Source organism: Pacificispira sp. HM-600, assembly GCF_977993705.1.
Genome location: NZ_OZ388079.1, coordinates 2,254,510 through 2,278,150 on the forward strand (window position 1 = coordinate 2,254,510; position 23,641 = coordinate 2,278,150).

The 23,641-nt window shown below is 68.5% G+C and carries 22 protein-coding genes and 1 pseudogene; 9 read left to right on the plus strand and 14 right to left on the minus strand.

The window, feature by feature from the left end:
- Positions 1 to 234: 234 nt before the first annotated feature.
- Positions 235 to 1,472 (minus strand): annotated as a pseudogene (locus ACXZ1E_RS10750) (IS256 family transposase).
- 320 nt (positions 1,473 to 1,792) lie between these two features.
- On the opposite strand from ACXZ1E_RS10750, the gene ACXZ1E_RS10755 reads away from it, so the two are divergent.
- Both ACXZ1E_RS10755 and ACXZ1E_RS10760 read left to right on the plus strand, forming a co-directional pair.
- On the plus strand, positions 1,793 to 3,064 hold the full coding sequence (locus ACXZ1E_RS10755; protein ID WP_458040493.1) for an IS110 family RNA-guided transposase: 1,272 nt from the start codon (positions 1,793 to 1,795) through the stop codon (positions 3,062 to 3,064).
- Positions 3,065 to 3,345: 281 nt separating this feature from the next.
- Positions 3,346 to 3,819, plus strand: a complete 474-nt coding sequence (locus ACXZ1E_RS10760) for a hypothetical protein (protein WP_458040494.1) — start codon at positions 3,346 to 3,348, stop codon at positions 3,817 to 3,819.
- A 21-nt stretch (positions 3,820 to 3,840) separates the two neighbouring features.
- Here the strand turns inward: ACXZ1E_RS10760 and ACXZ1E_RS10765 are convergent, their stop codons facing one another.
- Together ACXZ1E_RS10765 and ACXZ1E_RS10770 are read right to left on the minus strand one after the other, a co-directional pair.
- Positions 3,841 to 4,416, minus strand: a complete 576-nt coding sequence (locus tag ACXZ1E_RS10765; RefSeq protein ID WP_458040495.1) for a class I SAM-dependent methyltransferase — start codon at positions 4,414 to 4,416, stop codon at positions 3,841 to 3,843.
- Positions 4,417 to 4,464: 48 nt separating this feature from the next.
- Positions 4,465 to 4,803, minus strand: coding sequence for a non-heme iron oxygenase ferredoxin subunit (locus ACXZ1E_RS10770; protein WP_458040496.1), 339 nt, complete (start codon positions 4,801 to 4,803; stop codon positions 4,465 to 4,467).
- 317 nt (positions 4,804 to 5,120) lie between these two features.
- Here ACXZ1E_RS10770 and ACXZ1E_RS10775 point away from each other — a divergent pair, with 317 nt between their 5' ends.
- The gene (locus ACXZ1E_RS10775) at positions 5,121 to 5,468 is read left to right on the plus strand and encodes a DUF1622 domain-containing protein (RefSeq protein ID WP_458040497.1); all 348 of its coding nucleotides are present in this window, start codon (positions 5,121 to 5,123) and stop codon (positions 5,466 to 5,468) included.
- On the plus strand, positions 5,465 to 5,797 hold the full coding sequence (fdxA, locus tag ACXZ1E_RS10780) for a ferredoxin (RefSeq protein ID WP_458040498.1): 333 nt from the start codon (positions 5,465 to 5,467) through the stop codon (positions 5,795 to 5,797). Before ACXZ1E_RS10775 ends, fdxA begins: the two co-directional genes overlap by 4 nt.
- A gap of 39 nt (positions 5,798 to 5,836) precedes the next feature.
- On the opposite strand, the gene ACXZ1E_RS10785 is transcribed toward fdxA, so the two are convergent.
- Entirely contained in the window at positions 5,837 to 7,573 is a 1,737-nt protein-coding gene (locus tag ACXZ1E_RS10785; RefSeq protein ID WP_458040499.1) for an FAD-binding protein, read from the minus strand.
- A gap of 142 nt (positions 7,574 to 7,715) precedes the next feature.
- Between ACXZ1E_RS10785 and ACXZ1E_RS10790 the strand changes: the two genes are divergently transcribed.
- From ACXZ1E_RS10790 to ACXZ1E_RS10810, 5 genes are all read left to right on the plus strand, one after another.
- Positions 7,716 to 8,138 carry a LuxR family transcriptional regulator gene (locus ACXZ1E_RS10790; protein ID WP_458040500.1) on the plus strand — a complete coding sequence of 141 codons (423 nt, stop codon included), beginning with the start codon at positions 7,716 to 7,718 and terminating at the stop codon, positions 8,136 to 8,138.
- 45 nt (positions 8,139 to 8,183) lie between these two features.
- Entirely contained in the window at positions 8,184 to 8,366 is a 183-nt protein-coding gene (locus ACXZ1E_RS10795; protein ID WP_458040501.1) for a hypothetical protein, read from the plus strand.
- 188 nt (positions 8,367 to 8,554) lie between these two features.
- Positions 8,555 to 9,178, plus strand: coding sequence for a hypothetical protein (locus ACXZ1E_RS10800; RefSeq protein ID WP_458040502.1), 624 nt, complete (start codon positions 8,555 to 8,557; stop codon positions 9,176 to 9,178).
- Complete coding sequence (locus tag ACXZ1E_RS10805) at positions 9,178 to 10,272, plus strand: cytochrome b N-terminal domain-containing protein (RefSeq protein WP_458040503.1); 1,095 nt, start codon at positions 9,178 to 9,180, stop codon at positions 10,270 to 10,272. The genes ACXZ1E_RS10800 and ACXZ1E_RS10805 overlap by 1 nt, the downstream gene beginning before the upstream one ends.
- 56 nt (positions 10,273 to 10,328) lie before the next feature.
- Positions 10,329 to 10,607, plus strand: a complete 279-nt coding sequence (locus ACXZ1E_RS10810; protein ID WP_458040504.1) for a hypothetical protein — start codon at positions 10,329 to 10,331, stop codon at positions 10,605 to 10,607.
- A 23-nt stretch (positions 10,608 to 10,630) separates the two neighbouring features.
- Here ACXZ1E_RS10810 and ACXZ1E_RS10815 read toward each other — a convergent pair whose 3' ends face one another.
- The 10 genes from ACXZ1E_RS10815 to ACXZ1E_RS10860 all read right to left on the minus strand — a co-directional run bounded on the left by ACXZ1E_RS10815 (position 10,631) and on the right by ACXZ1E_RS10860 (position 23,633).
- Complete coding sequence (locus ACXZ1E_RS10815) at positions 10,631 to 11,059, minus strand: pyridoxamine 5'-phosphate oxidase family protein (protein WP_458040505.1); 429 nt, start codon at positions 11,057 to 11,059, stop codon at positions 10,631 to 10,633.
- 24 nt (positions 11,060 to 11,083) lie between these two features.
- Positions 11,084 to 11,515, minus strand: coding sequence for a pyridoxamine 5'-phosphate oxidase family protein (locus ACXZ1E_RS10820; protein ID WP_458040506.1), 432 nt, complete (start codon positions 11,513 to 11,515; stop codon positions 11,084 to 11,086).
- 96 nt (positions 11,516 to 11,611) lie between these two features.
- On the minus strand, positions 11,612 to 12,619 hold the full coding sequence (locus ACXZ1E_RS10825) for a zinc-binding dehydrogenase (RefSeq protein ID WP_458351945.1): 1,008 nt from the start codon (positions 12,617 to 12,619) through the stop codon (positions 11,612 to 11,614).
- A gap of 252 nt (positions 12,620 to 12,871) precedes the next feature.
- Positions 12,872 to 14,338: a DHA2 family efflux MFS transporter permease subunit gene (locus tag ACXZ1E_RS10830; RefSeq protein ID WP_458040508.1), complete on the minus strand. Its 1,467-nt coding sequence runs from the start codon at positions 14,336 to 14,338 to the stop codon at positions 12,872 to 12,874.
- Complete coding sequence (locus ACXZ1E_RS10835) at positions 14,338 to 15,324, minus strand: L-lactate dehydrogenase (protein WP_458040509.1); 987 nt, start codon at positions 15,322 to 15,324, stop codon at positions 14,338 to 14,340. The genes ACXZ1E_RS10830 and ACXZ1E_RS10835 overlap by 1 nt, the downstream gene beginning before the upstream one ends.
- Positions 15,317 to 16,963 carry an ABC1 kinase family protein gene (locus ACXZ1E_RS10840; protein ID WP_458040510.1) on the minus strand — a complete coding sequence of 549 codons (1,647 nt, stop codon included), beginning with the start codon at positions 16,961 to 16,963 and terminating at the stop codon, positions 15,317 to 15,319. Before ACXZ1E_RS10840 ends, ACXZ1E_RS10835 begins: the two co-directional genes overlap by 8 nt.
- The gene (locus tag ACXZ1E_RS10845; RefSeq protein WP_458040511.1) at positions 16,960 to 17,262 is read right to left on the minus strand and encodes a DUF2933 domain-containing protein; all 303 of its coding nucleotides are present in this window, start codon (positions 17,260 to 17,262) and stop codon (positions 16,960 to 16,962) included. The genes ACXZ1E_RS10840 and ACXZ1E_RS10845 overlap by 4 nt, the downstream gene beginning before the upstream one ends.
- Positions 17,259 to 18,308 (minus strand): type II glyceraldehyde-3-phosphate dehydrogenase, encoded by a 1,050-nt coding sequence (locus ACXZ1E_RS10850; protein ID WP_458040512.1) that lies wholly within the window; start codon positions 18,306 to 18,308, stop codon positions 17,259 to 17,261. Before ACXZ1E_RS10850 ends, ACXZ1E_RS10845 begins: the two co-directional genes overlap by 4 nt.
- The gene (locus ACXZ1E_RS10855) at positions 18,305 to 21,196 is read right to left on the minus strand and encodes a glycosyl hydrolase family 65 protein (protein WP_458040513.1); all 2,892 of its coding nucleotides are present in this window, start codon (positions 21,194 to 21,196) and stop codon (positions 18,305 to 18,307) included. Before ACXZ1E_RS10855 ends, ACXZ1E_RS10850 begins: the two co-directional genes overlap by 4 nt.
- Position 21,197: 1 nt before the next feature.
- The gene (locus ACXZ1E_RS10860; RefSeq protein WP_458040514.1) at positions 21,198 to 23,633 is read right to left on the minus strand and encodes a phosphoketolase family protein; all 2,436 of its coding nucleotides are present in this window, start codon (positions 23,631 to 23,633) and stop codon (positions 21,198 to 21,200) included.
- Positions 23,634 to 23,641 lie beyond the last annotated feature (8 nt).

Sequence of the window (23,641 nt, forward strand, 5' to 3'; positions counted from 1 at the left end):
CGCGAGCCGCATCCAGCAGATACGAGGCACCGAGCAGTAGTGAGGACGAGTCGCCGAAACAGCGCCGGTCGGGTCTCGCGAGGGCCATCCCGCACGGCGGCGACGAGCCCCGCCCACAAGACGATATGGCGGGCGTTCCGCGTCTTGCCGAGGCCGTCGAACGGAAGTGATTCGACCGGTTCGGGTCAAGTCCGCGGTGGTGGTGTATCGGTTCGGTGATCCTTCGTTGTGGGGTTATGCGCTGAGGGCGTGAAGTCCGGGGGTGCTCACCTCCTCGGGTTCGGCGCCGATGGCCTGGCTCTTGGCGAGGACGTCGAGGCCGAGATAGCGGCGGGCTTCGGCCCATTCGTCGTGCTGCTCGGCCAGGACCGCGCCGACGAGGCGGATGATCGAGCTGCGGTCGGGGAAGATGCCGACGACGTCGGTGCGGCGGCGGATCTCCCGGTTCAGCCGCTCGTTGGGGTTGTTGGACCAGATCTGCCGCCAGATCTCCTTCGGGAACACGGTGAAGGCGAGGATCTCCTCCCGGGCGGCCTCCAGGTGCTGGAAGCTGCGCGGGAGCTTGTGTTCGAGGGCGTCGAGGACCCGGTCGAACTGGGCGTGCACGGCGTCTTTGTCGGGTTGGTCATAGACCGAGTGCAGCAGCGTCTTCACCCACGGCCACGAGGACTTCGGCGTCACCGCCATCAGGTTCGCGGCGTAATGGGTGCGGCAGCGTTGCCAAGCAGCTCCCGGCAGCGTCGCGCCGATCGCTGCCAGGAGGCCGGCGTGGGCGTCGGAGGTGACCAGCTTCACCCCGGTGAGGCCGCGGGCCACCAGGTCGCGGAAGAACGCCAACCAGCCGGCGCCATCCTCAGCGCTGGCGACCTGGACGCCGAGGATCTCCCGGTGCCCGTCGGCGTTGACACCGGTCGCGACCAGGACGTGCACGATCACCACCCGGCCGCCCTCACGCACCTTCATCGTCAACGCGTCGGCGGAAATGAACGTGTATGGGCCGGCACCCAGCGGTCGGGACCGGAACTCGGCGACATGGGCGTCGAGGTCTTTGGCCATCTCCGACACCTGCGACTTCGACAACCCCGTGATCCCCAGGCTCTGCACCAGCCCGTCCATCCGGCGGGTGGAGACGTCGTGCTGGCCTCCGGCGGCCACACTCGGATCTGGCGCCGTACGTCGCGGCGGCGGCGCTCCAGCAGCCAGTCCGGGAAGTAACTGCCTTGCCGCAGCTTCGGGATCGCGACATCGATCGTTCCGGCGCGGGTGTCGAAGTCGCGGTGTCGGTAGCCGTTGCGGCGGTTCACCCGCTCGTCGGTGATGGTGCCGTATGCGGCGCCGCAGACACTGTCCGCGTCCGCGGAGAGCAGCGTGTTGACGAACGTGGTGAGCATCTGCCGCAGCAGATCCGGAGAGGCCTGAGCCAGGTGTTCCTCAAGGAAACGGGCAGGGTCGATACTGGGAGGGACGGTCATCGTCGGGGGTCCTTTCGAGATGGATTTAGCGGTTCTCTCGAAGGATCACGCGGTGACCGTCGCTACGTTCGGAGCGACACACTCACCGGGAGCCGTACACAGAGATGATGGACTCGGCTCCGGCGTCGGCGTGACTCGAAATTACACAGACGCCCGTGAGGGCTGTCTTTTTGTGGATCTGTCCACCGACGCCGGGGTCGCTGCGGACCGGGCAGGGACATGACTTGATAGGAGCCTGACCGGGAAGTCGTCTCACCTCTGTGCTGTCTGCACCTACCCGACCCGCGGTGACGTATCCACCGTTGGAAGGGAATCCGTCTATGACGAGCATGACACCCGCTCTCTCGCCCGCCAACCCTCCGGCTCCGCCGGGTCGGTTGGTCGCGGGGATCGACACGCACAAGCACACTCACCACGTCGCGATCATCGACTCTGTGGGCCGACCGGTCGTGGACGACGAGTTCCGCGCGGACGGTCGCGGCTACGCGCAGATCATCGCATTCCTCCGTGACCACGGGCAGATCGAGCGGATCGGTGTCGAAGGCACCGGGTCGTATGGTGCCGGGATCTCTCGCGCGTTGACCGTCGCCGGACTGACCGTCGTCGAGGTCGCGCGGCAGAACCGGCAAGCACGCCGGCGGCGGGGCAAGTCCGACCCGCTGGACGCGCACCAGGCCGCGGTCGCCGTGCTCGCCGGCACCGACATCGCGACTCCCAAGAGCGGCGACGGCGCAGTCGAGTCGCTGCGGATACTCGTGAGCGAACGCCGCTCCGCCGCGAAAGCCAGGGCGCAGACCATGAACCAGATCCACGCACTACTGGTTACCGTCCCTGAGCTGGTTCGGCAGACGTTCCGGGCGCTCTCCGGGCAGCGGCTGGTGACGACGCTGGCGCGGACCCGCCCCAGCGGCACGACCGCAGTGGATCCGGAGTCGGTTGCAAGACAAACTCTGAAGCGTCTCGCTGCCCGCCACCTCACCCTGCAGGCTGAGATCGACATCATCGAGAAGCAACTGGAGGAACTGGTCCGTGTCGTGAACCCGACACTGCTGTCGCTCAGCGGTGTCGGAGCGGTCACCGCAGCGACGCTCCTGGTCGCCGCCGGCGACAACCCGGAACGGCTTGCGACCCGGGCGAGCTTCGCCGCTCTCGCCGGAGCCGCACCGATCCCCGCCTCCTCAGGGCAACGCACCCGACACCGACTCTCCCGCGGCGGGAACCGGCACGCGAACGCCGCCCTGCACCGGATCGTGCTACTACGCATGCGACACCGCGAGCCGCGCACCATGGCCTACTTCACCCGCCGACGCGCCGAGGGACTCACCGACCGGGACATCATGCGCTGCCTGAAACGCCACATCGCGAACGAGGTCTACACGGCGCTGCTCAACCCCGCCGCCGAGAACCCCGCCGGTCGTGAGCTGCGCGCCCGACGGCAAGCGATCGGAGTCCCGATCAGCGTGCTCGCCGCCACCCTCGGAGTCCCTTACCAGCGGCTCCGACGGCTCGAGATCGGCACCCGCGCCGACCCCGAACTCGAACAACGCGCCACGCTCGTCCTCGCCCAACTCGAGCATCCGAGGGCCGCTTGACAGCAATAGGAGCATCCACTCTGCCGGACGCCACTCTGGGTGGCCTCGTTTTCGCCCGTCGTTAATGCGTCAGATTGGAGCTTCGCCGACAGCACACCTTTGCCCCGGAGATTGGATGCAACCACGGGGGCCGGATCGGCCAATCGCTCGCCTGACCGGAGTCGCCGCCGGCTGTCGTGCCCGGCAAGGCCTCCGGTGGGCGCACCCGGCGAGGTGGGTTACGCGCCCGAGCGACGCGGCGTGGTGTTCCGGTAGCTTGAGGACATGCTCGAATGGGTTGCGTGTCTGGGATTGGAACTCGCGCTGGCCGCTTCCGGCTCTTCCGTGTCATCGGTGTCGCATCGGTGATCGTCGGCGGGCTCGTCGCCGCGGTGACCTCACCACTGAACCTCGCACATGGTTCGTGGGCTGCGGCCTACCTAGTGCTGGTGAACGGGGTGTCGCAGATTGCGCTCGGTGACGCCCAGGCCACCCTCGCCAGGCGCGCTCCGTCATCCGCCATCGTGACGACTCAGCTGATCGGCTGGAATGCGGGAGGCGCAGCGGTGATCGGCGGCACCGTGGCACGGACGCCACTTCTCGTCGATGCAGGCGGCGTCCTGCTCGTTCTCGCCTTGGCGCTGATGATCCGCGCCGTCGGCTGGCGTCGCCGCGGAGCGCCGACCTGGCCGCTCCGGCTCTACCGACTGCTGGTCATGCTCATGCTCATCAGCATCCCGGTCGGGCTCGTGCTCGCTCACCTTCGCGAACCGTAGCGCTCGTTGTGGTCGGCCGATTCACTTCCGGCCACGGAACCGCATCACCTGGTGCACCAGGCCCGTGCGTACCGCCATCTCGAGACCCTCCATCCGTGCGGTGACTGTCAATTCTGCAGGTTGCACAAGCCGGTGGGGCGAGCGGTCGACGAGGTGGATCAGCTTCGCTGTCGGCGAGGCGGTCAGATCGTATCCGAGCAGCAGGCCGCCCGGTCGGAGCACGCGAGCCGCTTCTGCGATGGCGGCTTGCCAGTTCACCACGTGATGCAGCATCAAGAAACTCAGCACGAAGTCGAAGGACCCGCTGTCGAAGGGGAGCGCCGTTGCGTCCGCTCGCTCCACTCGGGGACCGGGGCGGGGCAAACGACCGCGGGCTCTGGCCACCATGCCCTCATCGACGTCAGTGACCGTCAGACGGATTCCGGGTGCGCGCTGCAACAGCGCCGCAGCCGTCGCTCCGCTGCCGGCACCGAGCTCCAATACATCACCGCTGGGATCGTGGCCCTGCAGCGCCCAGGGCAGGATGACAGATCCCGTGAAGCGACCCCAAGCGGAGCTGCTGCAGAATGCCGTCTCGATGCGGGACATCTTCGGCATGAAGTCTCCGGTCTCAGCAGGAGATGTTCCGGCAAGCCCACGCGCCGGTCAGCGGACGGCGCTGGATGGTGCCAGAACGTTCGGGTCGATGAGCACGTCGTCGCCGTCGAACGTCACGGCGTAGACAGGGACGGGCTCGTAGGCGGGTAGGGTCAGCGGCATCCCCGTGTGCAACGAGAACTTGGAGCCATGTGCCCAGCACTCCAACGTCTCGTCCTCGACGAAGCCCTCGCTCAGGGAGACTTCCCCGTGGGTGCAGGTGTCCCCGATCGCGTGCACCGTGCCGGCCGAGTCCATCACCACGGCGATCGGCACACCGTCGAGAACGACGCGCCTGGCGGAGCTGACCGAGAGTTCCGCGACAGAGCACACCTTGGTCAGGGCCATCAGTTCGCCACCGCCATCGGGATCAGGGATTAGGGATCAAACCTCTCTAGTGTGCCCTTTTTCCACCGGGATCGCTCTCCCAGGCGGAAGGCGCGTGATATCGGCGTTCTCAAGAGCGGATCGGCGCGCTCGCCGGTCCGCTGGAACCGGGCACCCGGTGAACCGGATCAGCGTGATGCCTGCGACGGTATGGCAGGGTGCGAACTGTGGCACGACAGCCTCCACAGCGTTTGCCGGACAAGAGCGTGTCCTCCCGGACACTGGAGAGGCGGCGATTCCCAGCACTCCCTCATCCGGCCGTGCCAGCCTCAGGCTTCATGGAGTTCACCGAAACGATCGAGTTCGTCGGTCGCACCATTGAGGGTGCCGGGGTGGCTGTCATCGTGGTCGGGGCCGTCATCGCGTCCGTGACCGCCCTCGCGCAGCTCATGAAAAGGACGGCCGGTGTCTACCGCACCTACCGCCGGTCCCTCGGCCGCGCGATCCTCCTTGGACTGGAATTGCTGGTCGCGGGCGACATCATCCGCACGGTGGCGATATCGCCCACCCTTGAGAGCGTCGCGGTGCTGGCGGCCATCATCCTGATCAGGACCTTGCTCAGCTTCTCACTTGAACTGGAGATCACCGGCCGCTGGCCGTGGCAGAAGAAGGAGGACGAGGAATGACCTACGTGATCGCACTGCCGTGCGTCGACGTGAAGGACAAGGCATGCATCGAGGAATGCCCGGTGGACTGCATCTACGAGGGCGACCGGATGCTGTACATCCAGCCCGACGAGTGCGTCGACTGCGGCGCCTGCGAACCGGTCTGCCCCGTTGAGGCGATCTACTACGAGGATGACCTGCCTGACAAGTGGGCGGACTACTACAAGGCCAACGTCGAGTTCTTCGACGACATCGGCTCTCCCGGCGGCGCCGCGAAGCTCGGCAAGATCGACAAGGACCATGCCGTGGTCTCCTCGCTGCCGCCGCAGGAGCAGGGCGCTCAGCTCTGAACGACCGGTGGCATCGTGTCCTCCTCCGCGGAGGCTGCGTCACTCGACGAGTTTGCCGACGACGGAATCGTCGTCATGCATGAGCGCCAGGATGTGCGGGTCCGCCGCCGGTATGGCCTCCCGCTCCACGCCGCTGTCTGGCTTCCAGAGGAGGCTCACCTGCAGTTCCGGGTCGGTCTCGGGGAAGTCGGAGCGGTTGTGGGCCCCGCGCGTCTCCCGGCGTTCGCGGGCCGATTCGAGGGTTGCGCGGGCCGCGATGAGCGAGCCCTTCAGGTCGAAGGCGTGCGCCAGATCGTCGAACCCGGCGATATCTGGATGTGCGGCGAGGTCCGGCATCCGGGCCTCCACGGCCGCCAGCCGGTCCAGGCCCGCCTTCAGCCCCGCGTCGCTGCGCACGACGCCGGCGTGCTCGGTCATGATGTTGCGGACGTCGCGCTGCATCCGTCGGGCGTTCTCCGTGCCGCCGGCGGACAGCAGATGGTCAATCTCGGCACGCGCCTGCGACACCGCCTCGGCGTCGCGGTGCGGTGCTGCTGAGCCCTTCGCGAATACTGCCGCCGCTCGCCCGGCGATCCGCCCGTACACCATGAGCTCGATCAGGGAGTTGCCGCCGAGCCGGTTGGCGCCGTGCAGTCCGCTGGCCGCTTCACCGATCGCGTAGAGCCCGGCCACATCCGTCCGATGCTCCTCCGGCTCCACCCAGACGCCGCCCATCGAGTAGTGCGCGGTCGGGGCCACTTCCATGGCCGCGGCGGTGATGTCCAGCATCTGCAGATCCAGCATGGTGCGGTACACCCTGGGCAACTTGGTCAGGATCGTCTCGCGCGGCAGATGCGAGACGTCGAGATAGACGCCGCCCTTGGCGGTGCCGCGCCCCTCGGCGATCTCGGTGAAGTTCGCCAGCGCCACGCGGTCGCGGGTGGAGAGCTCCATCCGCTCGGGATCGTACCTGCTCATGAAGCGTTCGCCCTCGGCGTTCCGCAGGATCCCACCCTCCCCTCGGGCCGCTTCCGAGATCAGGGTCCCGGCGGCGTCCTCCGGTTCCAGGATGCCCGAGGGGTGGAACTGGACCAGTTCTGCGTCCCGCAGCCTTGCGCCAGCGAGGGAGGCCAGCCGGAAGCTGTCGCCGGTGTTCTCATCGCGGCGGGACGACGTACGGCGCCAGATCCGAGTGTGGCCGCCGGAGGCCAGCACGACGGCGTCGGCGTGGATGATCACGTGCGAGCCGTCGGAGGTCTCGAACCCGTACGCGCCGAAGACCCGGCCGCCAGAGGTCAGCAGCCGGGTGACGTAAACGGTGTCGAGGATGTTCAGGTGCAGCTCGGTGGACCGGCGCAGCAGGGTGCGCTGGATCTCGAGCCCGGTGTAGTCCCCAGCGTACGCGGTACGCCGGTACTTGTGGGCGCCGAAGAAGCGCTGGCTGATCCGTCCGTCGAGTTCCCTGGCGAACGGCATGCCCCACCGCTCAAGGTCTGCGATCCCCTGGGCTGCGCCTTGGACGACGGTCTGCACGACCCGGGGATCCGCGAGCATGTAGGACTCCTTGATGGTGTCCGCGGCGTGCTGCTGCCAGGAGTCCTCCGGGTCGACGGTGCCGAGGGCGGCGTTGATGCCGCCGGCCGCCAGGGTGGTGTGCGGGTCGTGCCGGCGTCGCTTGCCGACGGCCAGCACATCCATGCCGGCCTCCTTCAGCTCGATGGATGCACGCAGGCCCGCGCCTCCGGTGCCGATCACCAGCACGTTCGTGGCCAGATACCGTTCCTCTGATCGCCGCATGCCTTCACCGTAGTTCGCCCGCGGCTGGGGGCGAAGGGGCAGACCCCACGGTGAGCGAGGTTGTGACGTGCAGCACAGCCGAATGCGGAATACTGAGCGCTCGCTACCGTCATCGTCGACCGCCGTCTGGAAAGGCACTCCCATGAAGAAGTTCTCCCTGACCGCGATCGGGCGAGTGCACCTCGACACCGCCCGGCGGGTCGCCAGCGGAAGGAGCGCGAACACGGTGTACGGCGGCCATGAGCATGTCCTTCGCCAAACCGTGATCGGCCTCGTCGGAGGCCAGCAGCTGAACGAGCACCTCAATCCCGGTGAAGCAACCGTCTTTGTCCTTCAGGGACGGATAGGCATGGCAACGGACGTCGATCATTGGGACGGACGGGTCGGCGATCTGCTCATCGCGCCTCCGGGCATGTACTCGGTGACCGCGGTCGAAGACTCGGCAGTTCTGCTCACCGTCGCGAAGACCGACCGGCGACACGGGCCAGCTGCGCGGGACCCGGTTGCCGTGGCGAAATTCCGGGGGAGCGGTGCGCTGATGATCCCCGGCGTTGTCTTGGAGTAGCCCGCACATCACGCTGACAGGACGTCGCCGCGCTCCCCATCCCCGATGAGCAAGGCGACCACGTCCATCGACTCCGCACAGAACCCGTCGGTGCGGATGGCGGTCGATCCGTTGGCCGCCGACGGTGACGCGGAGTTCCGCACGGCGAGACAACTGCGGCTCGGGCCGGGAGTGGAGGGGCACAGGTGCTCCCTCGGTGACGCGGCACCGTCCTCGGGAATTCGTTGATCCACAGCCGGGACGGACATCCCGCGCAGTGGCGCCATGACCTGGTCGATCCGGCGAGGATCAGGCCTGGGCTCGGCCCTGCGCGCGGCTGCTCTGGCGGGCTCCGCCGTCGGTGGATAGGATGCCGGTAGCGGCGCGCGCGGATGGTTCACTGTGGATGGGGTGTGAAGATGGGATGGGGTGTGAAGATGCCAAGAACCAGCAGCCGGACGAGCGGCACCACAAGCCGGGATTCCAGTCGGTTTCGACTCCGGCTGACCGCCCTGCTCCTCGCCGTCTCGGCGGCGCTCGGCTCTCCGTTTGCGATATCGACGGCGTGGGCGGACGGTGGGCAGTCAGCCGACGAAGGCTACGTCATGGTGCTGCAAGCGCTGAGCTTCCTCGTCAACGAACCGGGCCCGAATGGCACCGCTCAGGCGGGCGCCATGGTGGAGGATGCGCTCGCGGCCGAGGACCAGGACGGAGTCGACGTTGCGGCTCTGGAGCAGGCGCAGACGGCGCTTGAGGCAGGCGATGCCGACCAGGCGCAGCAGCTGTTGCAGGACTCCATCGCCGAGGCGATCGCCGAGCTGGAGCCGGCAGTCGGGGACGAGACGGGCACCACGCAGATGCTGCCTCCGCTGCCGCCGCAGAACGGGCTGTCCCCGACCGACTGGCTGTTCCTCGCGCTGTCCGTCCTCGCCGCAGCGGCGGGGATCGCGCTCGCGGTACTGTTCCGGCCCAAGGAGAGCCTCCGCGAGCTGAGCGCGACGATTGCGGCCGAGGCGGCTCGCCGGCGGCAGGCGCGCAGCATGACGAGTCAGGAGCGGTGATGTCGACACGAACGCTGATTCCGGAAGCGGGATTCTCCGAACCTCGGGGTGTGTGGCGCCGCGCCTGGGACGTCATCGATGAGCGACTCGGGGTCTCCGCGCTGGCCTACCCGGTGCCGGAGCATGCGAACCGGTTCGCATGGACGCTCGGCGGGATCACCGCGGTGAGCTTCGCTCTGCTGATCGGCTCCGGCATTCTGCTCACCCAGTTCTATTCGCCGATGCCCGAGACGGCGAATCAGTCCATCCGCATGATCGAGACGGAGATCTGGGGCGGTAGCCTGCTGCGCGGCGTGCACTTCTGGGCGGCGCAGGCGATGTACGTCGGCGCGGTCCTGCACATGGTGCGCGTCTTCGTCACCGGCTCCTACAAGAGGCCGCGGGAGGGCAACTGGCTCATCGGGGTCGGGATGCTGGGGCTGATCACGTTCGCCATCTTCACCGGCACCGTGCTGAAGTGGGACCAGGAAGGCTTCGAAGCCCTCGGGCACAACATCGGCATCGGGGATCTGCTGGGCGGGGTCGGCTACTGGTTCTCGCCCGGGTTCGCAGACCAGATTCCCATCCTATTGCGGTTGTACGGGGCGCATGCCGTGATCATCCCCGGCGTCCTGCTCGTGCTGGTCGTGCTGCACTTCCTCCTCGTCAAGCGGCACCGTATGTCGCCACATCCGATCCTGCCAGCCGGCTCGTTGCCGGAGCAGGCCGCCGAAGCGGAGCCGACGCAGCCGTTCACCAGTCATCTGCGGCGGCTGGTCGCCTTCGGCATCGCCCTCGCCGGGATCCTGGGCATCCTTGCCGTGCTGCTGCCAGCACCGCTCGGGTCGCCCCCGGTTCCGGGCATCGAGATCACCAAGCCGCCGTGGATGTTCTGGTGGCCGTTCACGCTGGAGAACTGGTTCGGGCTGGCGGCGATCGTCTGGGGCGAGGTGGTGTTCTTCCTGCTGCTCGCGATCCTGCCGTTCGTGGACCGGAATCCCGAGCGCTGGTGGCGCAGGCGGCCTGTCGCGATGAGCGCGGCCCTCGTGCTCGTCCTGATGTTGGTGGCGCTCACCGTGCTGATGGCGATCACCCCGGCCGAAGTGCACCTGTGACCGGCGCAACGCGGCGCGCCAGGGAAGCCTCGAGGCCCGGTCCCCGGCGCGCACACGTGTCGCTGGTCGTGCTGACCGGTCTCTCGATCCTGGCCGCGGGCGGGCTCACAGCGGCGATCTCCGCCGCACCGAGTCCGGCGACCGGGCTGCTGTTCGCCGCCAGCGCCGTACTTTCCATCGTCGCCGGAACGCTGTGCGTGCGTGTTGTGCTGGCCTTGGAACGGGTGCGTCGCGGCATTCGACCGCGCGCCGTCGCCAGTCCCGACGACTTTCCCGTCCTGAGCAAGGTCTTCTCCGGGCTGGCACGCACGAGAGAACGAGAAGAGCCGCGGTAGCCGCGGTTCCGGTCATCGCGCTCTCACATGGCATAGCGGTCGGGCTCATGGCCGCGCTCGAAGCCGCGACCGGTGAGCTGGACCGGAGTGATTTCCACGAACGTGTACTTCAGCGTGGGGATCCACGGTCGAAGCGGCCGCTGGTCCGCCGCGTCGATCTCCGCCTGGCGGTCGAGCCGACGCGCCGGTCCTTTCGCGACCACGCTCCAGGCTTCTGCCTCCGTGAAGCCGTCCGTCTCGAGCGCCACCCGGCCGCTGACAGTGAGCGCGAGCAGCTTCGTGCCTGGCGCGGTGCGGAACAGGATTGTTGAGCCGTCCGCATGGAAATTCACCGGGAAGATCTCAACCTCACCGCCGGCGCAGACCGCAAGTCTGCCGAGCGTCTGGGCGGCCAGAATTTCCCAGCATTCATCCGCGCTGAGCTGTTCGACTTCGCCTGCGTCCTGCCACATCTTGTCCTCCTTCCGGCGGCATCCTCACCTGGGCTGCCCGCGCCGCTGGAACCGCCGACCGCTCACCTGCGGTTCCGTGATCACCACATAGTCGTATTTCGGGCCGTCGTAATCCAGCGTCGGGATCCAGGGCTCCAGCGGCTGCCGCTCGGCCCAGTCGAACTCGGACTGGTGCAGCAGCGGACGGGCCTGCCCCTTCGCCACCACGCTCCAGGCTGACGTGTCGGTGTGCTCATCCGTCTCCAGCGCGACGTGGCGGTTCTCGATGAGCTTCCGCAACTTCGTGCCGGCGTCCGTCCGGAACAGGATTCTCTGCCCGTCGGCGAAGAAATTGATCGGGAAGATGTCCACGTCTCCGGAGGTCGCGACGGCCAGTCGTCCCAGGCGCTGCGGGTGCAGCAGGGCCCAGCATTCATCACTGCTGAGGATCTCCACACCGACCGGATGCTCCGCCATGTGGCCCCCTTCCCGACCATTCCCATTGAACCGTTTGAGCCCGCTGTTGTCCATCGCATGTGTCCATCGCACACCCACACGACCGGGCTCAGGCGATCACACGTTGATCATCACCTTGAGTGCCTTCGTCTCCGCCGCCCGGGCGAAGACGTCGTATGCCTCCAGAATGTCGTCGAGCTGGAAGGTGTGGCTGATGAACTCATCGACGGGCAGCTTGTGCTGCGCCAGCAGCCGCAGCAGGGTCGCGGAGGTGTTGGTGTTCACCAACCCCATGGTGATGCTGATGTTCGAGATCCACAGGTCTTGGAGCGGGAACTCGACCGGCTTGCCGTGCACCCCCACATTCGCCACCCGGCCCGCCGGGCGCACCATGTCGAGGCACATCTGAAATGTCTGCGGAATCCCCACCGCCTCCACGGCGACGTCCACGCCGAGCCCGTCCGTCAGTGCCAGGACCTGCTCCTTCCAGTCGGGATCGCTGGAGAGGACGGTGTCGGTGGCGCCGAACGCCTTCGCCTTCTCGGCGCGGTTGGCGTCGAGGTCGATGGCGATCACCCGGGAGGGTCCGTACAGCCCGGCCGTGGCGATGACGGCGAGCCCCACCGGCCCGGCGCCCACGACCGCGACGACGTCGCCGGCCTTCACCTGCCCGTACCGCACCCCGATCTCGTGCCCGGTGGGCAAAATGTCGGACAGCAGCGTCCCCTGCTGCGGTGTCACGCCCGGCGGCAGCCGGTACACCGACGTCTCGGCGTAGGGCACGCGGACATACTCGGCCTGCGTGCCGTCGATCAGGTGGCCGAAGATCCAGCCGATTCCCGGGGCGCCCTCGTCGCCGAGGCAGTGCGAGTAGACGCCCTGCTTGCAGTAGTCGCACTTGCCGTCCGCGGAGATGCAGGACAGGATCACCTGGTCGCCGACCTTCAGGGTGGTGACGGCGTCGCCGATCTCGGTGATCGTGCCCACCCCTTCATGGCCGAGTATGCGTCCAGGCTGGACCGCTGGCACGTCGCCTTTGAGGATGTGCAGGTCGGTTCCGCAGATGGTGGTGGTGTCGATCTTGACGATCACGTCCGTGGGCTTCTGGATCGTCGGATCCGGCACGTCCTCCCAGCTCTTCTGGCCCGGCCCTTTGTAGACAAGCGCTTTCATGACGGCCCCTTCTCCCGCGCGGTGACTCGCTTCCCCGACTGTCGGGCAGCGGAACCCGTCATCCGTGCCCTGGCGACGCTATTCGCCACCGGCGCTGCGGGCAATGGTCGGCGTGCGCTTGACAGCAGGTTCCGGGAGCGGGTGACATCACCGTGGCGACAGTGGATGGGCGGTTGGTCGGGGAACCAAGCGGGCCGAACTCGGTCAGCGATCAGCCGGCCGCTGAGCGCGCGATCCTAGCAGGACTGCGGCGAAGAGGGCGGCCGCCGCGGCGATGCCGGCGTTGACCGCGAGGGCAGCGGTGAGTCCGTCGACGAATGCTTCGTGATGTGCCGCGTCCAGCGTGCGATCGAACGCGGCGTTCGGCCCGAAGGAAGTGAGGATCACGCTCATCACGGCGATCCCCAGCGCAAGTCCCGTGGCTTGTGCGGTGTTCAAGATGCCCGCCGCCATGCCGTATGCGGAACCGTCGGCCCCGCTCAGGGCCGCGCTCGTCGTCGGTGTGCGGGCGATGCCGATGCCGATCCCCGCCAATGCGAGCCACGCCGGGAGCGCAATGCCGCCAGACCGGAGGCCGAACGTGCCGAGACCGAGCAGCGCCACGGCAAGCGCGAGCATCCCGACGACGACGAGCAGACGATTGCCGAACCGGTCCGCCAGGCGCCCCGCGATGGGCGCCACGACGACGATGCTCAGGGTCAGTGGCAGCAGGGCCCCGCCGGCGGCGAGGGCCGATAGGCCGGCGACCGTCTGCAGGTAGAGGGCGAGGAAGAAGAACAAACTGCACATGACCGCCGTCGAGAGCAGGGTGACCAGGTTCGCCGCCGTGAGCGACCGGCTTCGAAACAGCTTCAGGTCGACCAGTGGCTGCTGTGCGCGACGTTCCCTCGCGATGAACAGGAGGGCGGAGGCGAAGCTCACGAGCAGCAGGGCGAGGAAGCCGGGGGAGGCCCACCCGCCGTCTTCGAAGAGTCCGAGCGACATCACCAGCGCGACGAGCGCAAGCGCGGAGAGCACGACGCCCGGAAGGTCCACACCGCCGCCGGTCCTCACGTGGGTCGATCGCGGCAGCAGGATGCGTGCGAGGAGCCAGGCCCCCGCACCGAGCGGCACATTCACCAGGAAGATCCACGGCCAACCCACCCAGTCGGTGATGATGGCCCCGAACAACGGCCCGGCACCGAGCGCGCTCGCAGACACACCGGACCAGATTCCGATTGCGACACCTCGCTCTCGGTCTGGGAACGTCGATGCGATGAGCGCGAGCGCGGCCGGTGCCACCAGCGCAGCGCCGACTCCTTGCACGCCGCGGGCGGCGATGAGGACGGCCGCGTTCGGCGCGAGGCCGCCAAGCAGCGACCCGAGCACGAACACGGCGAGCCCGAGCAGGAAGATGGGCCGGGCGCCGTTCCGGTCCGCGAGTCGGCCTGCCAGCAAGGTGAACGCGGCGACCGCGAGGGTGTACGTCTTGACGACCCAGGAGATCGAGACGAAGTCGGCCCCGAGATCGGTCTGGATCGCCGGTACAGCGACCGACACGGCGGTGTCGTCGGCGAGCAGCAGGAACGTCACCAGCGTGAGGCCCCCGAGGACGCTCCATCGGCTGGCGCCACCCGCCTCACGCCGGGTCTCATTGATGCGGAGGGCGGAGGCCTTCCCACTGCTGGCCATTATGCGGACTTCATGGAACGCAGGGTGTCCCGCAGTGCGCCGGCGGAGCGGTGCAGCAGTGCGATCTCTTGGTCGTCCATCGGCGTGTCGACCACTCGCAAGATCCCCTCGGCGCCCACCACGGTCGGAACGGAGAGCGCGATGCCGCTGAGTCCGTGATAGTCGCTGAGGATCGAGCTCACCGGCAGCACGGCGTGTTCGTCCTTCAGCACCGCCTCAACGACTCTCGCTGCGGAGAGGCCGATCGCGTAGTTGGTCACCCCCTTCCCGGCGATCACGCGTGCCGCAGCGCCCCGGACGGCGGCGGCGATGTCGTCCAGTTCCTCAGGACGGAACTTCGCCCGCCCCGCAGGCGCCCACTCCCTGGCGGGAACCGGTCCGATTCTGGCCCCGGACCACAGCGGGAACTGTGAGTCGCCGTGCTCCCCGACGATGATGGCGTGGACGCTCGCGACGGCGACTCCGGCCGCCCGGGCGAGCATCCATCGAAGGCGGGAGGAGTCGAGCACAGTCCCCGTCGAGAACACCCGGTTCGGCGGAAGGGCGGCGTATCGCTGCGCCACGACGGTGAGCACATCCGCCGGATTGGTGATGACGAGAAAGATAGCGTCCGGTGCGCAGGCGACGAGTTGCGGCATCAAGCCACGCAGGAGAGCGGTGTTGGCGCCAGCCAGTTCCAGCCTTGACTGACCAGGGTGCTGCTTCGCCCCAGCCGTGACGACGACCACGTCCGACCCGGCGAGCTGATCGAGATCCGTGCCGCCGGACACCTGCGTTGTGCCGGTGTACGGCGTGCCGTGGGCGAGGTCGAGGACCTCCGCCTCCACCTTCGCGGCGTTGCGGTCGAGGAGCGCGATCTGGTCGGCGCTGTTGCGGATCAGTGCCGCGTACGCCAAGGAGGAGCCGACCGAACCGGCGCCGACGATTCCCAGCTTGGTGGGGGCCCGCTTCGTCCGTTCGGCGTGATGCCGTCCCACCTCAGCCACGGCGTCGCCGCGCGGTCAAGAGCAGGTAACCGCCGAGCACGCTCACCGTGCTCACGCCGGCGCCGAGCAGCGCACCCTCCCAGGATCGCCACTTGCGCTCGCCGGCGACCAGCTCGCCGATGCCCCCGATGAGGGCGGCCGTGACGATTCCGGCGACCAGCCGGTGTCCGATTCGCTCAGCACGCCCCATTAGCGGTTCCAGTTCGGCCGCTCGCAGATGCACCTCCACGCCGCTGGAGTCGAGCATCTTCAGCAGCCGGCGGATTCCTCCCGGCAGCTCCAGAAGCAGTCGGCCGGTGTCGATGGATGAGCCGGCGAGGCGCCGTACGATGGCGGAGAGGGTCACCCGTTCCCGCATCAGGCGCTCAGAGTATGGCGTGAGCACCTCCTGCAGGTCGAAGGCGGGGTCGAGCCGCACGCCCAGCCCCTCCGCCATGATGAGCACCCGGAACAGCGCCGCCATCTCGGACGGAAGCCGCAGGCGGTGTTCTCGCAGCAGCGTGAACAGCTGCGTGATGAGGTCGCCCATCCTGATCTCACCGAGAGGCCGGCCGTGGTACAGGGCCACGAAGGGGACGAGGGAGCCGCGCAGCGCTTTCTCGTCCACCCGGTCGGGGCTCACCGACAGTTCCGCGAGCGCCGAAGCCAGCCCGTCCGGGTCACCACGAGTGAAGGCAACGAGGAAGTCGGTGAGCCGTTCCTGCAGCTGCTCGTCCACCTCCCCGACCATGCCGAAGTCGATGAGCGCCAGCGTGCCGTCGGCCTGCACGAACATGTTGCCGGGGTGCGGGTCGGCGTGGAAGAAGCGATCGTCGAAAATCATCTTCAGCACCGTGTCGGCGCCTCGGCGGGCGAGCCGCTGCCGGTCGATTCCCGCCGCATCGAGCGCGGGCAGATCATCGATCTTGATCCCGACCATCCGCTCCAGGGTGAGCACCCGCGAGGTCGTGGTGTCCCAGAACACCCTCGGGATCGCGACGTCGGTGCCCGCGAAGTTCTCGGCGAACCGCTCGGCGTTTCGACCCTCCTGAAGGTAGTCGAGCTCGCGCCGGAGACTCGCCGCGAATTCCTGGGCCACGCCCGGGAGGTCGTAGGCGCGGGCCGCCTCCCAACGTCGGCTCGCCGTCGCCGCCAGGTTGTGCAGGATGTCGAGGTCTTCCTCGACCCCGGCGACGACGCCGGGCCGGCGGACCTTCACCACCACCTCGATGCCGTCGTGCAGCCGAGCCGTGTGCGCTTGCCCGATCGACGCCGCGGCCAGCGGCTTGGCGTCGAAGCGGGAGAAGAGCTCCTCCGGCTCGGCACCGAGTTCCTGCCGGATCGCGTCCCGGATCTCGTCCACCGGAACGGGGGGAGCGTCGTCCTGCAGCTTGGCGAGTTCGTCGGCGTAGGCCCGGGGAACCAGGTCGGGCCGGGTGGAGAGCAGCTGACCCAGCTTGATGAAGGTGGGACCGAGCTCCTCGAGCGCGAGCCGCACGTGATCCGGCGTCAGGTAGGGCTCCTCCCGCTGGCCGTGACCGAACGCCCCCTTGTGGAAGGGGATGAACCGGTCGACTCCGGTGACGCCAGCGACGAAGCCGAGACTGTGGCGGGCCAGGGTCTCGGCGATGAACTGGTAGCGCGGCCGGTGCGTGCTCACTTCCGGGCCGATCCGTTAGCGGGTGCTTTGCCGTGCCCGCCGTGCCCGCCCCGTTCACCCCGCCCGCCGTGCCCGCCGTGCCCGAACAGGTGCATCGCCACGAGAGCCACGATCCCGACATACGGCAGGGCGGCGAGCACGTGCGGCCAGTGGTCCACGACCAGGTAGATGATGATCCCGGCAACCGCCAGCGCGAGCACCGCCCACATCGACGGCGAGCGGCGGGGGCCACCGGCGGGCCGGGCGGTATCGCCCTGGTGCGCTGCGGGGCCCTGGCCGTGCGGGCCGCCTGAGGTCACGCGTTCCGCCCGCTGGCGTCAAGGAATTCCTTGCGCATACCGAAGGTGGCGTCGGTGATCGTCATCGATGCTGCGGCATCCGGTGCGAGCCCGGTGAGCGCGCGGATGGCGTCGATCGTCTCCGGGACGACGATGGCCTCGTTGAACACCTGGTAGGTCAGGTACACCTCGTCGCCGTTGACTGTGACGAGGTCCTCCCACAGCGCCACCTCCCACATGTCGCCGCGGGGACGCCCGAGGTCGCGCATCAGCTCGATGGTGGAGTTGAGTGCGACCAGGCCGTCCGACATGCGGATGAAGGCGATCCGAGGGGCCTTCCGGAAGGCGTCCAGCACCTCTTCGCGCGTCGCCTGCCGGGTCAGCTGGATGGTCCAGTAGTGGTTGTGCGTCTGCGTGTGCGCGCCCTTCGCCGCGATGGTGACGAGGTCGAGATCCGGGACGACGGTCTGCGCGTCGGGCCCCTGGTGGGACGGGATGACGGGCTCCGGAACCATGGTGTTCATGATGCCGCCCTCGTGGGACTCCCACGGGTCGGTGGCCCGGCGGATGAGCACCCCCCGGGCGCGGAGCAGCAGACCGGCGTCGCGGAGCGCGCCGAGCACGCGCACGATGCTCGTGGTGTTGCACGACACCACGCGGGTGCTCTCCCGTCCGATCGCGCTCGCGTAGTTGGCCTGGGCGACGAACGAGTGCCCGGTCGTCGTGTGCGATTCGCCGCCCTGCAGGATGAACTTGACGCCATGCTCCCGGTAGTGTGCGACATTCCCTGCGGCCACGTGCTTCGGGGTCGTGTCCACCACGATGTCGGCGGAGTGGAGGAGCTCGTGCAGGGTGCCGGCCACCTCCACGCCGGCGTCGGCCATGCCGGCAGCCGCCTCGGCCGTCGCCGCGTAGATCGGCGCCCGCCCGATGGCGGCCTTGATGCGCCAGTCCGTGGCGACGTCGGCGATGCCGGCCAATTCCATGTCGGGCTGCGCCAGAACGGCATCTGCGACCCGCTTTCCGATGACGCCATAGCCGTTCACGGCGACGCGCACAGTGGTCATTTCGCTTCCTTTCTCGAGGGTCTTCTGTCGAGCGCGAACACCTGCTCCGTGCCGCCGCTCAACGGCACCCGCTCCCCCCGGACGTCGACAACGACGGGGGCGGCGGAGCTCGGCGCGCACACCAGCCGCAGCTCATGTGGGGTCAGCATCACTGTGATTCCGTGACCCCGGTGGTGGATCGTGAAGCTCACGCTGCGCAAGCGGGGCGGCAGCTGCGGGTTGAATGCGAGCTCCCCGGCGCGGAGGGTGAGTCCGGCGAACGACCGCACCACGATGTCCGCGGTGCCCGCCATGGCGCCCAGATGCACGCCTTGCCGGGTGGTGCCGCCCTGCGTGTCATCGAGGTCGGCGACGAGCGCCTCCCGAAACAGCTCCCAGGAGCGTGACGGGTCGAAAGCCGCCCACACCGATGCGTGAACGACCCGGCTGAGCGTCGACCCATGCGACGTCCGGGCGCTGTAGAACTCGAGCGTCCGGCGGAGATCCTCCATCGTGGTGGGGTAGCCGAGGTTCGACAGCTGGTCGATCACCCCCTCGGTGCCGAGGAGGTAGACGAGCATGAGCACATCCGCCTGCTTCGAGAGCCGGTAGTGATTGGTGGCGTCGCCCTCCGCCTCCAGGATGAGGTCGAGCCGGCCGATGTTGCCGTACGTGCGGCGGTAGTGGTCCCAGTCCAGCTCGGCGAGCTCGCCGTACCCGGCGAACTGGCTGACCACCCCATCGGAAAGGAAGGGCACCGCAAGCGTCCGGCTCAGCTCGCTCCACCGCCCGATCTCCTCGACGCTGACCCGGAGGCGATCCGTGATCGCCTCCCAGGCGTGTCCGCCGAGCTCACCCTGCAGATCACCAAGCCGCGCGAACAGCCACGCGGCGAGCACGTTCGTGTACGCGCTGTCGCGGACACCCGACCCGGGTCGCCCGGGATATCCGTCGTGGAACTCATCGGGACCCATCACACCGTCGATGTGGAACCTGCCGTCAGCGGGGTCAAGCGCCGCGAGCGAGGCGAAGAGTCTTGCGACTTCCACCATCAGGTCCGCGCCGCGGTTGGCCAGCCACTCCCGGTCGCCGGTGGTCTGGAAGTGCTGCCAGGCGTTGAATGCGACGGCGAGTCCGACGTGCCGCTGCCGCCTGGAGTTGTCGGGTATCCAGCGTTGCGAGCGGGAGTTGAAGAGCTCCGTCGGAGTCTCCTCGCGACCGTCGCTGCCGCTCTGCCAGGGGAACATCGCGCCGGCGAGGCCGGCCTCCCGCGCAGCGGCCCGCGCCGCGTCCAGCCGGTGCCACCGGTAATCGAGCAGTGCGCTGGCGACCTCCGGCATCCGCCGTCCGATCACCGGCACCACGAACAGCTCGTCCCAGAAGATGTGGCCGCGGTATCCCTCGCCGTTCAGGCCGCGGGCCGGCACGCCGGCGTCGACGAGGGCGGTATGGGGCGACACGGCTTGCACCAAGTGGAACAGGTGCAGGTTGAGCACCAGCCGGCTCTGCGTGTCCGCCTCGATGGACACTTCGAACAGATGCCACAGCCGCCGCCAGGCGTCCTCGTGCCGCAGCAGGAGCGGCGCCAGTTCTTCGCCGTGCCAGCGCAAGCGGTCGAGCGCACCCTGCGCGGGGGATGCGATCGCCGGATCGCGGGACGTGACGAGCGCGACCGTCTTGCTGATCCGCACCGGGCGGTCGGCCGCCACGTCCACGTCGATCTCATCCGCAGCGGCGAAGCCGTCGTGCACCGTCCCCCGTCCCGGCTCACCGTCGGCACCAGCAACCTGTGTGCGGGAGGCGAGGGCGATCCGCACCCCGCTCCGGGCGGTCTCCACCTCGCAGAGAAGGACCCCGTCGACGTGCCGGAAGACCGGTGCGGCCAGATGCACGGCGGGAGCGTCCGCACCGCCGTTCGCGTTGCGGACCCCGGCGTCGATTCCGGAGCGGACGCGCACCCGGCCGCTCCACCCCTGCGCCGTGAGGGTGGTCTCGAGCGCGAGCAGGTGTGGGTCGTGCATGGCGGCGAAGGAGCGCTGCACGATCTGCAGCGGCCCCTGCGGGCCTCTCAGGGTCACGGTGCGGGTCAGCACGCCGCTGCGCAGGTCGAGCTCACGGCGCTCGCCGCTCGCCGGGATCTCCCCGGACGACCACCACGCACCGTTCCCGATCCGCAGGTCGAACGGCAGCCAGTTCGGGAGGTTGACGAGGTGCTCCTCGTCGAAGCGCCGTCCGTGCGCTTCGACCACGGTCCGGTTGAAGAGACCCGCCACGTAGGTGCCGGGGTAGTGCACCCCGTCGTCGTGTCGTTCGGGATGGGCGCCGCGGCTGCCGAGGTAGCCGTTCCCGAGCGCGGTCAGCGCTTCGCGGTGGCCCTCATGCGCCGGGTCGAACCCCTCGTACACGAGCCGCCACGGGTCGGTGCGGGCGGCGCCGAGATCGAGTTCCGCCGCGTTCCCGAGCACGAGGTCGGCTCCGGCGTCCTCCAGACCGGCGCGGCGGGATGCATCGTCGATGCCGACCACCAGCCCGAAGTTCCCGGCACGGCCGGCTTGCACCCCAGCCGGGGAGTCCGCCACGACCACCGTCCGCGCGGGTGGGACTCCCAGCCGTCGGGAGGCATCGACGAGCGCGCCCGCTTCCCGACCCGAGCGCGGGATGGCGGACGACGCCGCGGGGACCGCAACCAGATCGAACAGCTCCTCGACGCCTGCCGCTTCGGGCCGAGCACCGATCGCCGGAACGAGCGCCACGGGAATTCCGCCCGCACGCAGCCGCGGGAGCATATCGGGAACGCCTCGGGGAAGGCCGGCCGAGGCGTTCCCGGCCTCCGCCTCCAGCGCGCCGCCGTCCACGATGAACAGCACCGCGCCGTACCCGGTGCGGATGGCAGGCGTCTCGACCGTCATCTCAGACCGGCTCCCGCAACGGCTCGTTCGGCACTCCGTTCGCCGGGCCGTCCGCCGGGGACCACTGCCAGTTCCGTACCTCGGGCAGGTCCTCCCCGTGGGTGCGGATGTACTGGCGGTGGCGGATGAGCGCGTTCTTGAACTCCTCGCGGGCGTGGGCACCCACGTCGCGGAGCCGGGGAACCCGGTCCAGCGCGTCGCTGGCGAGGCTGAAGCGGTCGATCGAGTTGAGCACGCACATGTCGAACGGGGTGGTCGTGGTGCCCTCTTCGATGTAGCCGCGCACGTGGAAGTTCTTGTGATTGGTGCGGCGGTAGGTGAGCCGGTGGATCAGCCACGGGTAGCCGTGGTAGGCGAAGATCACGGGGGTGTCCGTGGTGAACAGGGCGTCGAAGTCGGCGTCGGAGAGTCCGTGCGGGTGGGTTGCCTGGTCCTGGAGGCGCATGAGGTCCACGACGTTGATCACCCGGATCTTCAGGTCGGGGAAGCGCGCGGTGAGCAGCTGCACCGCCGCCAGGGTCTCCATGGTCGGGACATCGCCGGCGCAGGCCATCACGAGGTCGGGCTTCGCGTCCTGGTCGGTGCTCGCCCAGTCCCAGATTCCGACGCCCTTCGTGCAGTGCTCGATCGCTGACTGCATGTCGAGGTACTGCAGCTGCGGCTGCTTCCCGGCGACGATCACGTTGACGTACTGGCGGCTGCGAAGGCAGTGGTCGGCGACGGACAGCAGGGTGTTCGCGTCCGGCGGCAGGTAGACCCGGATCACGTCGGACTTCTTGTTCACCACATGGTCGATGAACCCGGGGTCCTGGTGTGAGAACCCGTTGTGATCCTGCCGCCAGACATGCGAGGTGAGCAGGTAGTTGAGGGACGCGACGGGCCTGCGCCATTCGATGTCGTTGGTGGTGGTGAGCCACTTCGCGTGCTGGTTGAACATCGAGTCGATGATGTGGATGAAGGCCTCGTAGCAGGAGAATAGGCCGTGCCGGCCGGTGAGCAGGTACCCCTCGAGCCAACCCTGGCAGGTGTGCTCCGAGAGGATCTCCATCACCCGGCCGTCCGGCGCGAGCTTGTCGTCCCCGGGGCGTGTCTCGGCGTTCCATGCCCGATCCGTTGCCTCCAGCACCGCGCCGAGCCGGTTCGAGTTGTTCTCATCCGGGGCGAAGACCCGGAAGGTGCTGTCATTGGCTGCCATGATGTCGCGAAGCAGCGTGCCGAGGACCCGCGTCGACTCCACCGCCCCGGTGCCGGGAACCTCCACCGGCACGGCGTAGTCGCGGAAGTCCGGCATGTGCAGGCTCGTCAGCAGCAGGCCGCCGTTCGCATGCGGATTGGCGCTCATCCGGCGCGCGCCGAGCGGGTGCAAGTCGCGGATCTCGGACACCGGGGAGCCGGACGGGTCGAACAGCTCCTGAGGCCGGTAGCTGCGCAGCCACTCCTCGAGCACCGCCCGGTGGTCGTCGTTCTCCCGTGCTTCCGCGAACGGCACCTGGTGCGAGCGCCACGTGCCCTCGACCGCGAGCCCGTCCACCGTCTTCGGTCCGGTCCAGCCCTTCGGCGAGCGGAGCACGATCATTGGCCAGCGAGGACGGGTGCTGTCCCGGCTCGACCGCGCGTGTTCCTGAATCTGCCGGATGCGGTCGACGCAGGCGTCCAGCACCTCGGCGAACCGCTGATGCATCTGCGCGGGATCCTCGCCCTCGACGTAGTGCGGTTCGTGCCCGAAGCCTCGCAGCAGCGAATCGAGCTCGTCCCGGTCGATCCGTGCGAGGACCGTCGGATTGGCGATCTTGTAGCCGTTGAGGTGCAGGATCGGCAGCACGGCGCCGTCACGCACCGGGTCGGCGAACTTGTTCGAGTGCCACGCGGCGGCCAGAGGCCCGGTCTCTGCCTCGCCGTCACCGACCACGGCAGCCACGATGAGGTCAGGGTTGTCGAACGCGGCCCCATACGCATGGGACAGCGCGTAGCCCAGCTCGCCGCCCTCGTGGATCGACCCCGGTGTCTCCGGGGCCACATGGCTCGGGATGCCGCCCGGGAAGGAGAACTGGGTGAACAGCCGCTTCATCCCGGCCTCATCCTGGGAGATGTGCGGGTAGACCTCGCTGTAGGTGCCTTCCAGCCACGCCGCCGCGACCGGGCCCGGACCGCCGTGCCCCGGCCCCATCACGTACATCATGTCGAGATCGCGCTTCGCGATGACGCGGTTCAAGTGGGCGTAGATGAAGTTCAGCCCCGGGGTCGTCCCCCAATGCCCGAGCAGCCGGGGCTTGACGTGCTCCGGCCGCAGCGGCTCGCGCAGCAGCGGATTGTCCATCAAGTAGATCTGACCCACCGACAGGTAGTTCGCCGCGCGCCACCAGGCATCGAGGCGGGCCAGGTCGTCCGGGTTCAGGGCAGGAGGAGTGACTGCAGTGTTCCTATCCGTGCCGGGCATGAATGTCC

What these genes read in the sequence shown, in the direction of transcription:
- ACXZ1E_RS10800 (WP_458040502.1), top strand. Translation starts at nt 8,555, where the DNA reads ATGCCAAGAACCAGCAGCCGGACGAGCGGCACCACAAGCCGGGATTCC.
- ACXZ1E_RS10850 (WP_458040512.1), bottom strand. Translation starts at nt 18,308, where the DNA reads ATGACCACTGTGCGCGTCGCCGTGAACGGCTATGGCGTCATCGGAAAG.
- ACXZ1E_RS10815 (WP_458040505.1), bottom strand. Translation starts at nt 11,059, where the DNA reads ATGTGGCAGGACGCAGGCGAAGTCGAACAGCTCAGCGCGGATGAATGC.
- ACXZ1E_RS10805 (WP_458040503.1), top strand. Translation starts at nt 9,178, where the DNA reads ATGTCGACACGAACGCTGATTCCGGAAGCGGGATTCTCCGAACCTCGG.
- ACXZ1E_RS10790 (WP_458040500.1), top strand. Translation starts at nt 7,716, where the DNA reads ATGAAGAAGTTCTCCCTGACCGCGATCGGGCGAGTGCACCTCGACACC.
- ACXZ1E_RS10775 (WP_458040497.1), top strand. Translation starts at nt 5,121, where the DNA reads ATGGAGTTCACCGAAACGATCGAGTTCGTCGGTCGCACCATTGAGGGT.
- ACXZ1E_RS10770 (WP_458040496.1), bottom strand. Translation starts at nt 4,803, where the DNA reads ATGGCCCTGACCAAGGTGTGCTCTGTCGCGGAACTCTCGGTCAGCTCC.
- ACXZ1E_RS10765 (WP_458040495.1), bottom strand. Translation starts at nt 4,416, where the DNA reads ATGCCGAAGATGTCCCGCATCGAGACGGCATTCTGCAGCAGCTCCGCT.
- ACXZ1E_RS10785 (WP_458040499.1), bottom strand. Translation starts at nt 7,573, where the DNA reads ATGCGGCGATCAGAGGAACGGTATCTGGCCACGAACGTGCTGGTGATC.
- ACXZ1E_RS10855 (WP_458040513.1), bottom strand. Translation starts at nt 21,196, where the DNA reads ATGACGGTCGAGACGCCTGCCATCCGCACCGGGTACGGCGCGGTGCTG.
- ACXZ1E_RS10820 (WP_458040506.1), bottom strand. Translation starts at nt 11,515, where the DNA reads ATGGCGGAGCATCCGGTCGGTGTGGAGATCCTCAGCAGTGATGAATGC.
- ACXZ1E_RS10830 (WP_458040508.1), bottom strand. Translation starts at nt 14,338, where the DNA reads ATGGCCAGCAGTGGGAAGGCCTCCGCCCTCCGCATCAATGAGACCCGG.
- ACXZ1E_RS10860 (WP_458040514.1), bottom strand. Translation starts at nt 23,633, where the DNA reads ATGCCCGGCACGGATAGGAACACTGCAGTCACTCCTCCTGCCCTGAAC.
- ACXZ1E_RS10755 (WP_458040493.1), top strand. Translation starts at nt 1,793, where the DNA reads ATGACGAGCATGACACCCGCTCTCTCGCCCGCCAACCCTCCGGCTCCG.
- ACXZ1E_RS10795 (WP_458040501.1), top strand. Translation starts at nt 8,184, where the DNA reads ATGAGCAAGGCGACCACGTCCATCGACTCCGCACAGAACCCGTCGGTG.
- fdxA (WP_458040498.1), top strand. Translation starts at nt 5,465, where the DNA reads ATGACCTACGTGATCGCACTGCCGTGCGTCGACGTGAAGGACAAGGCA.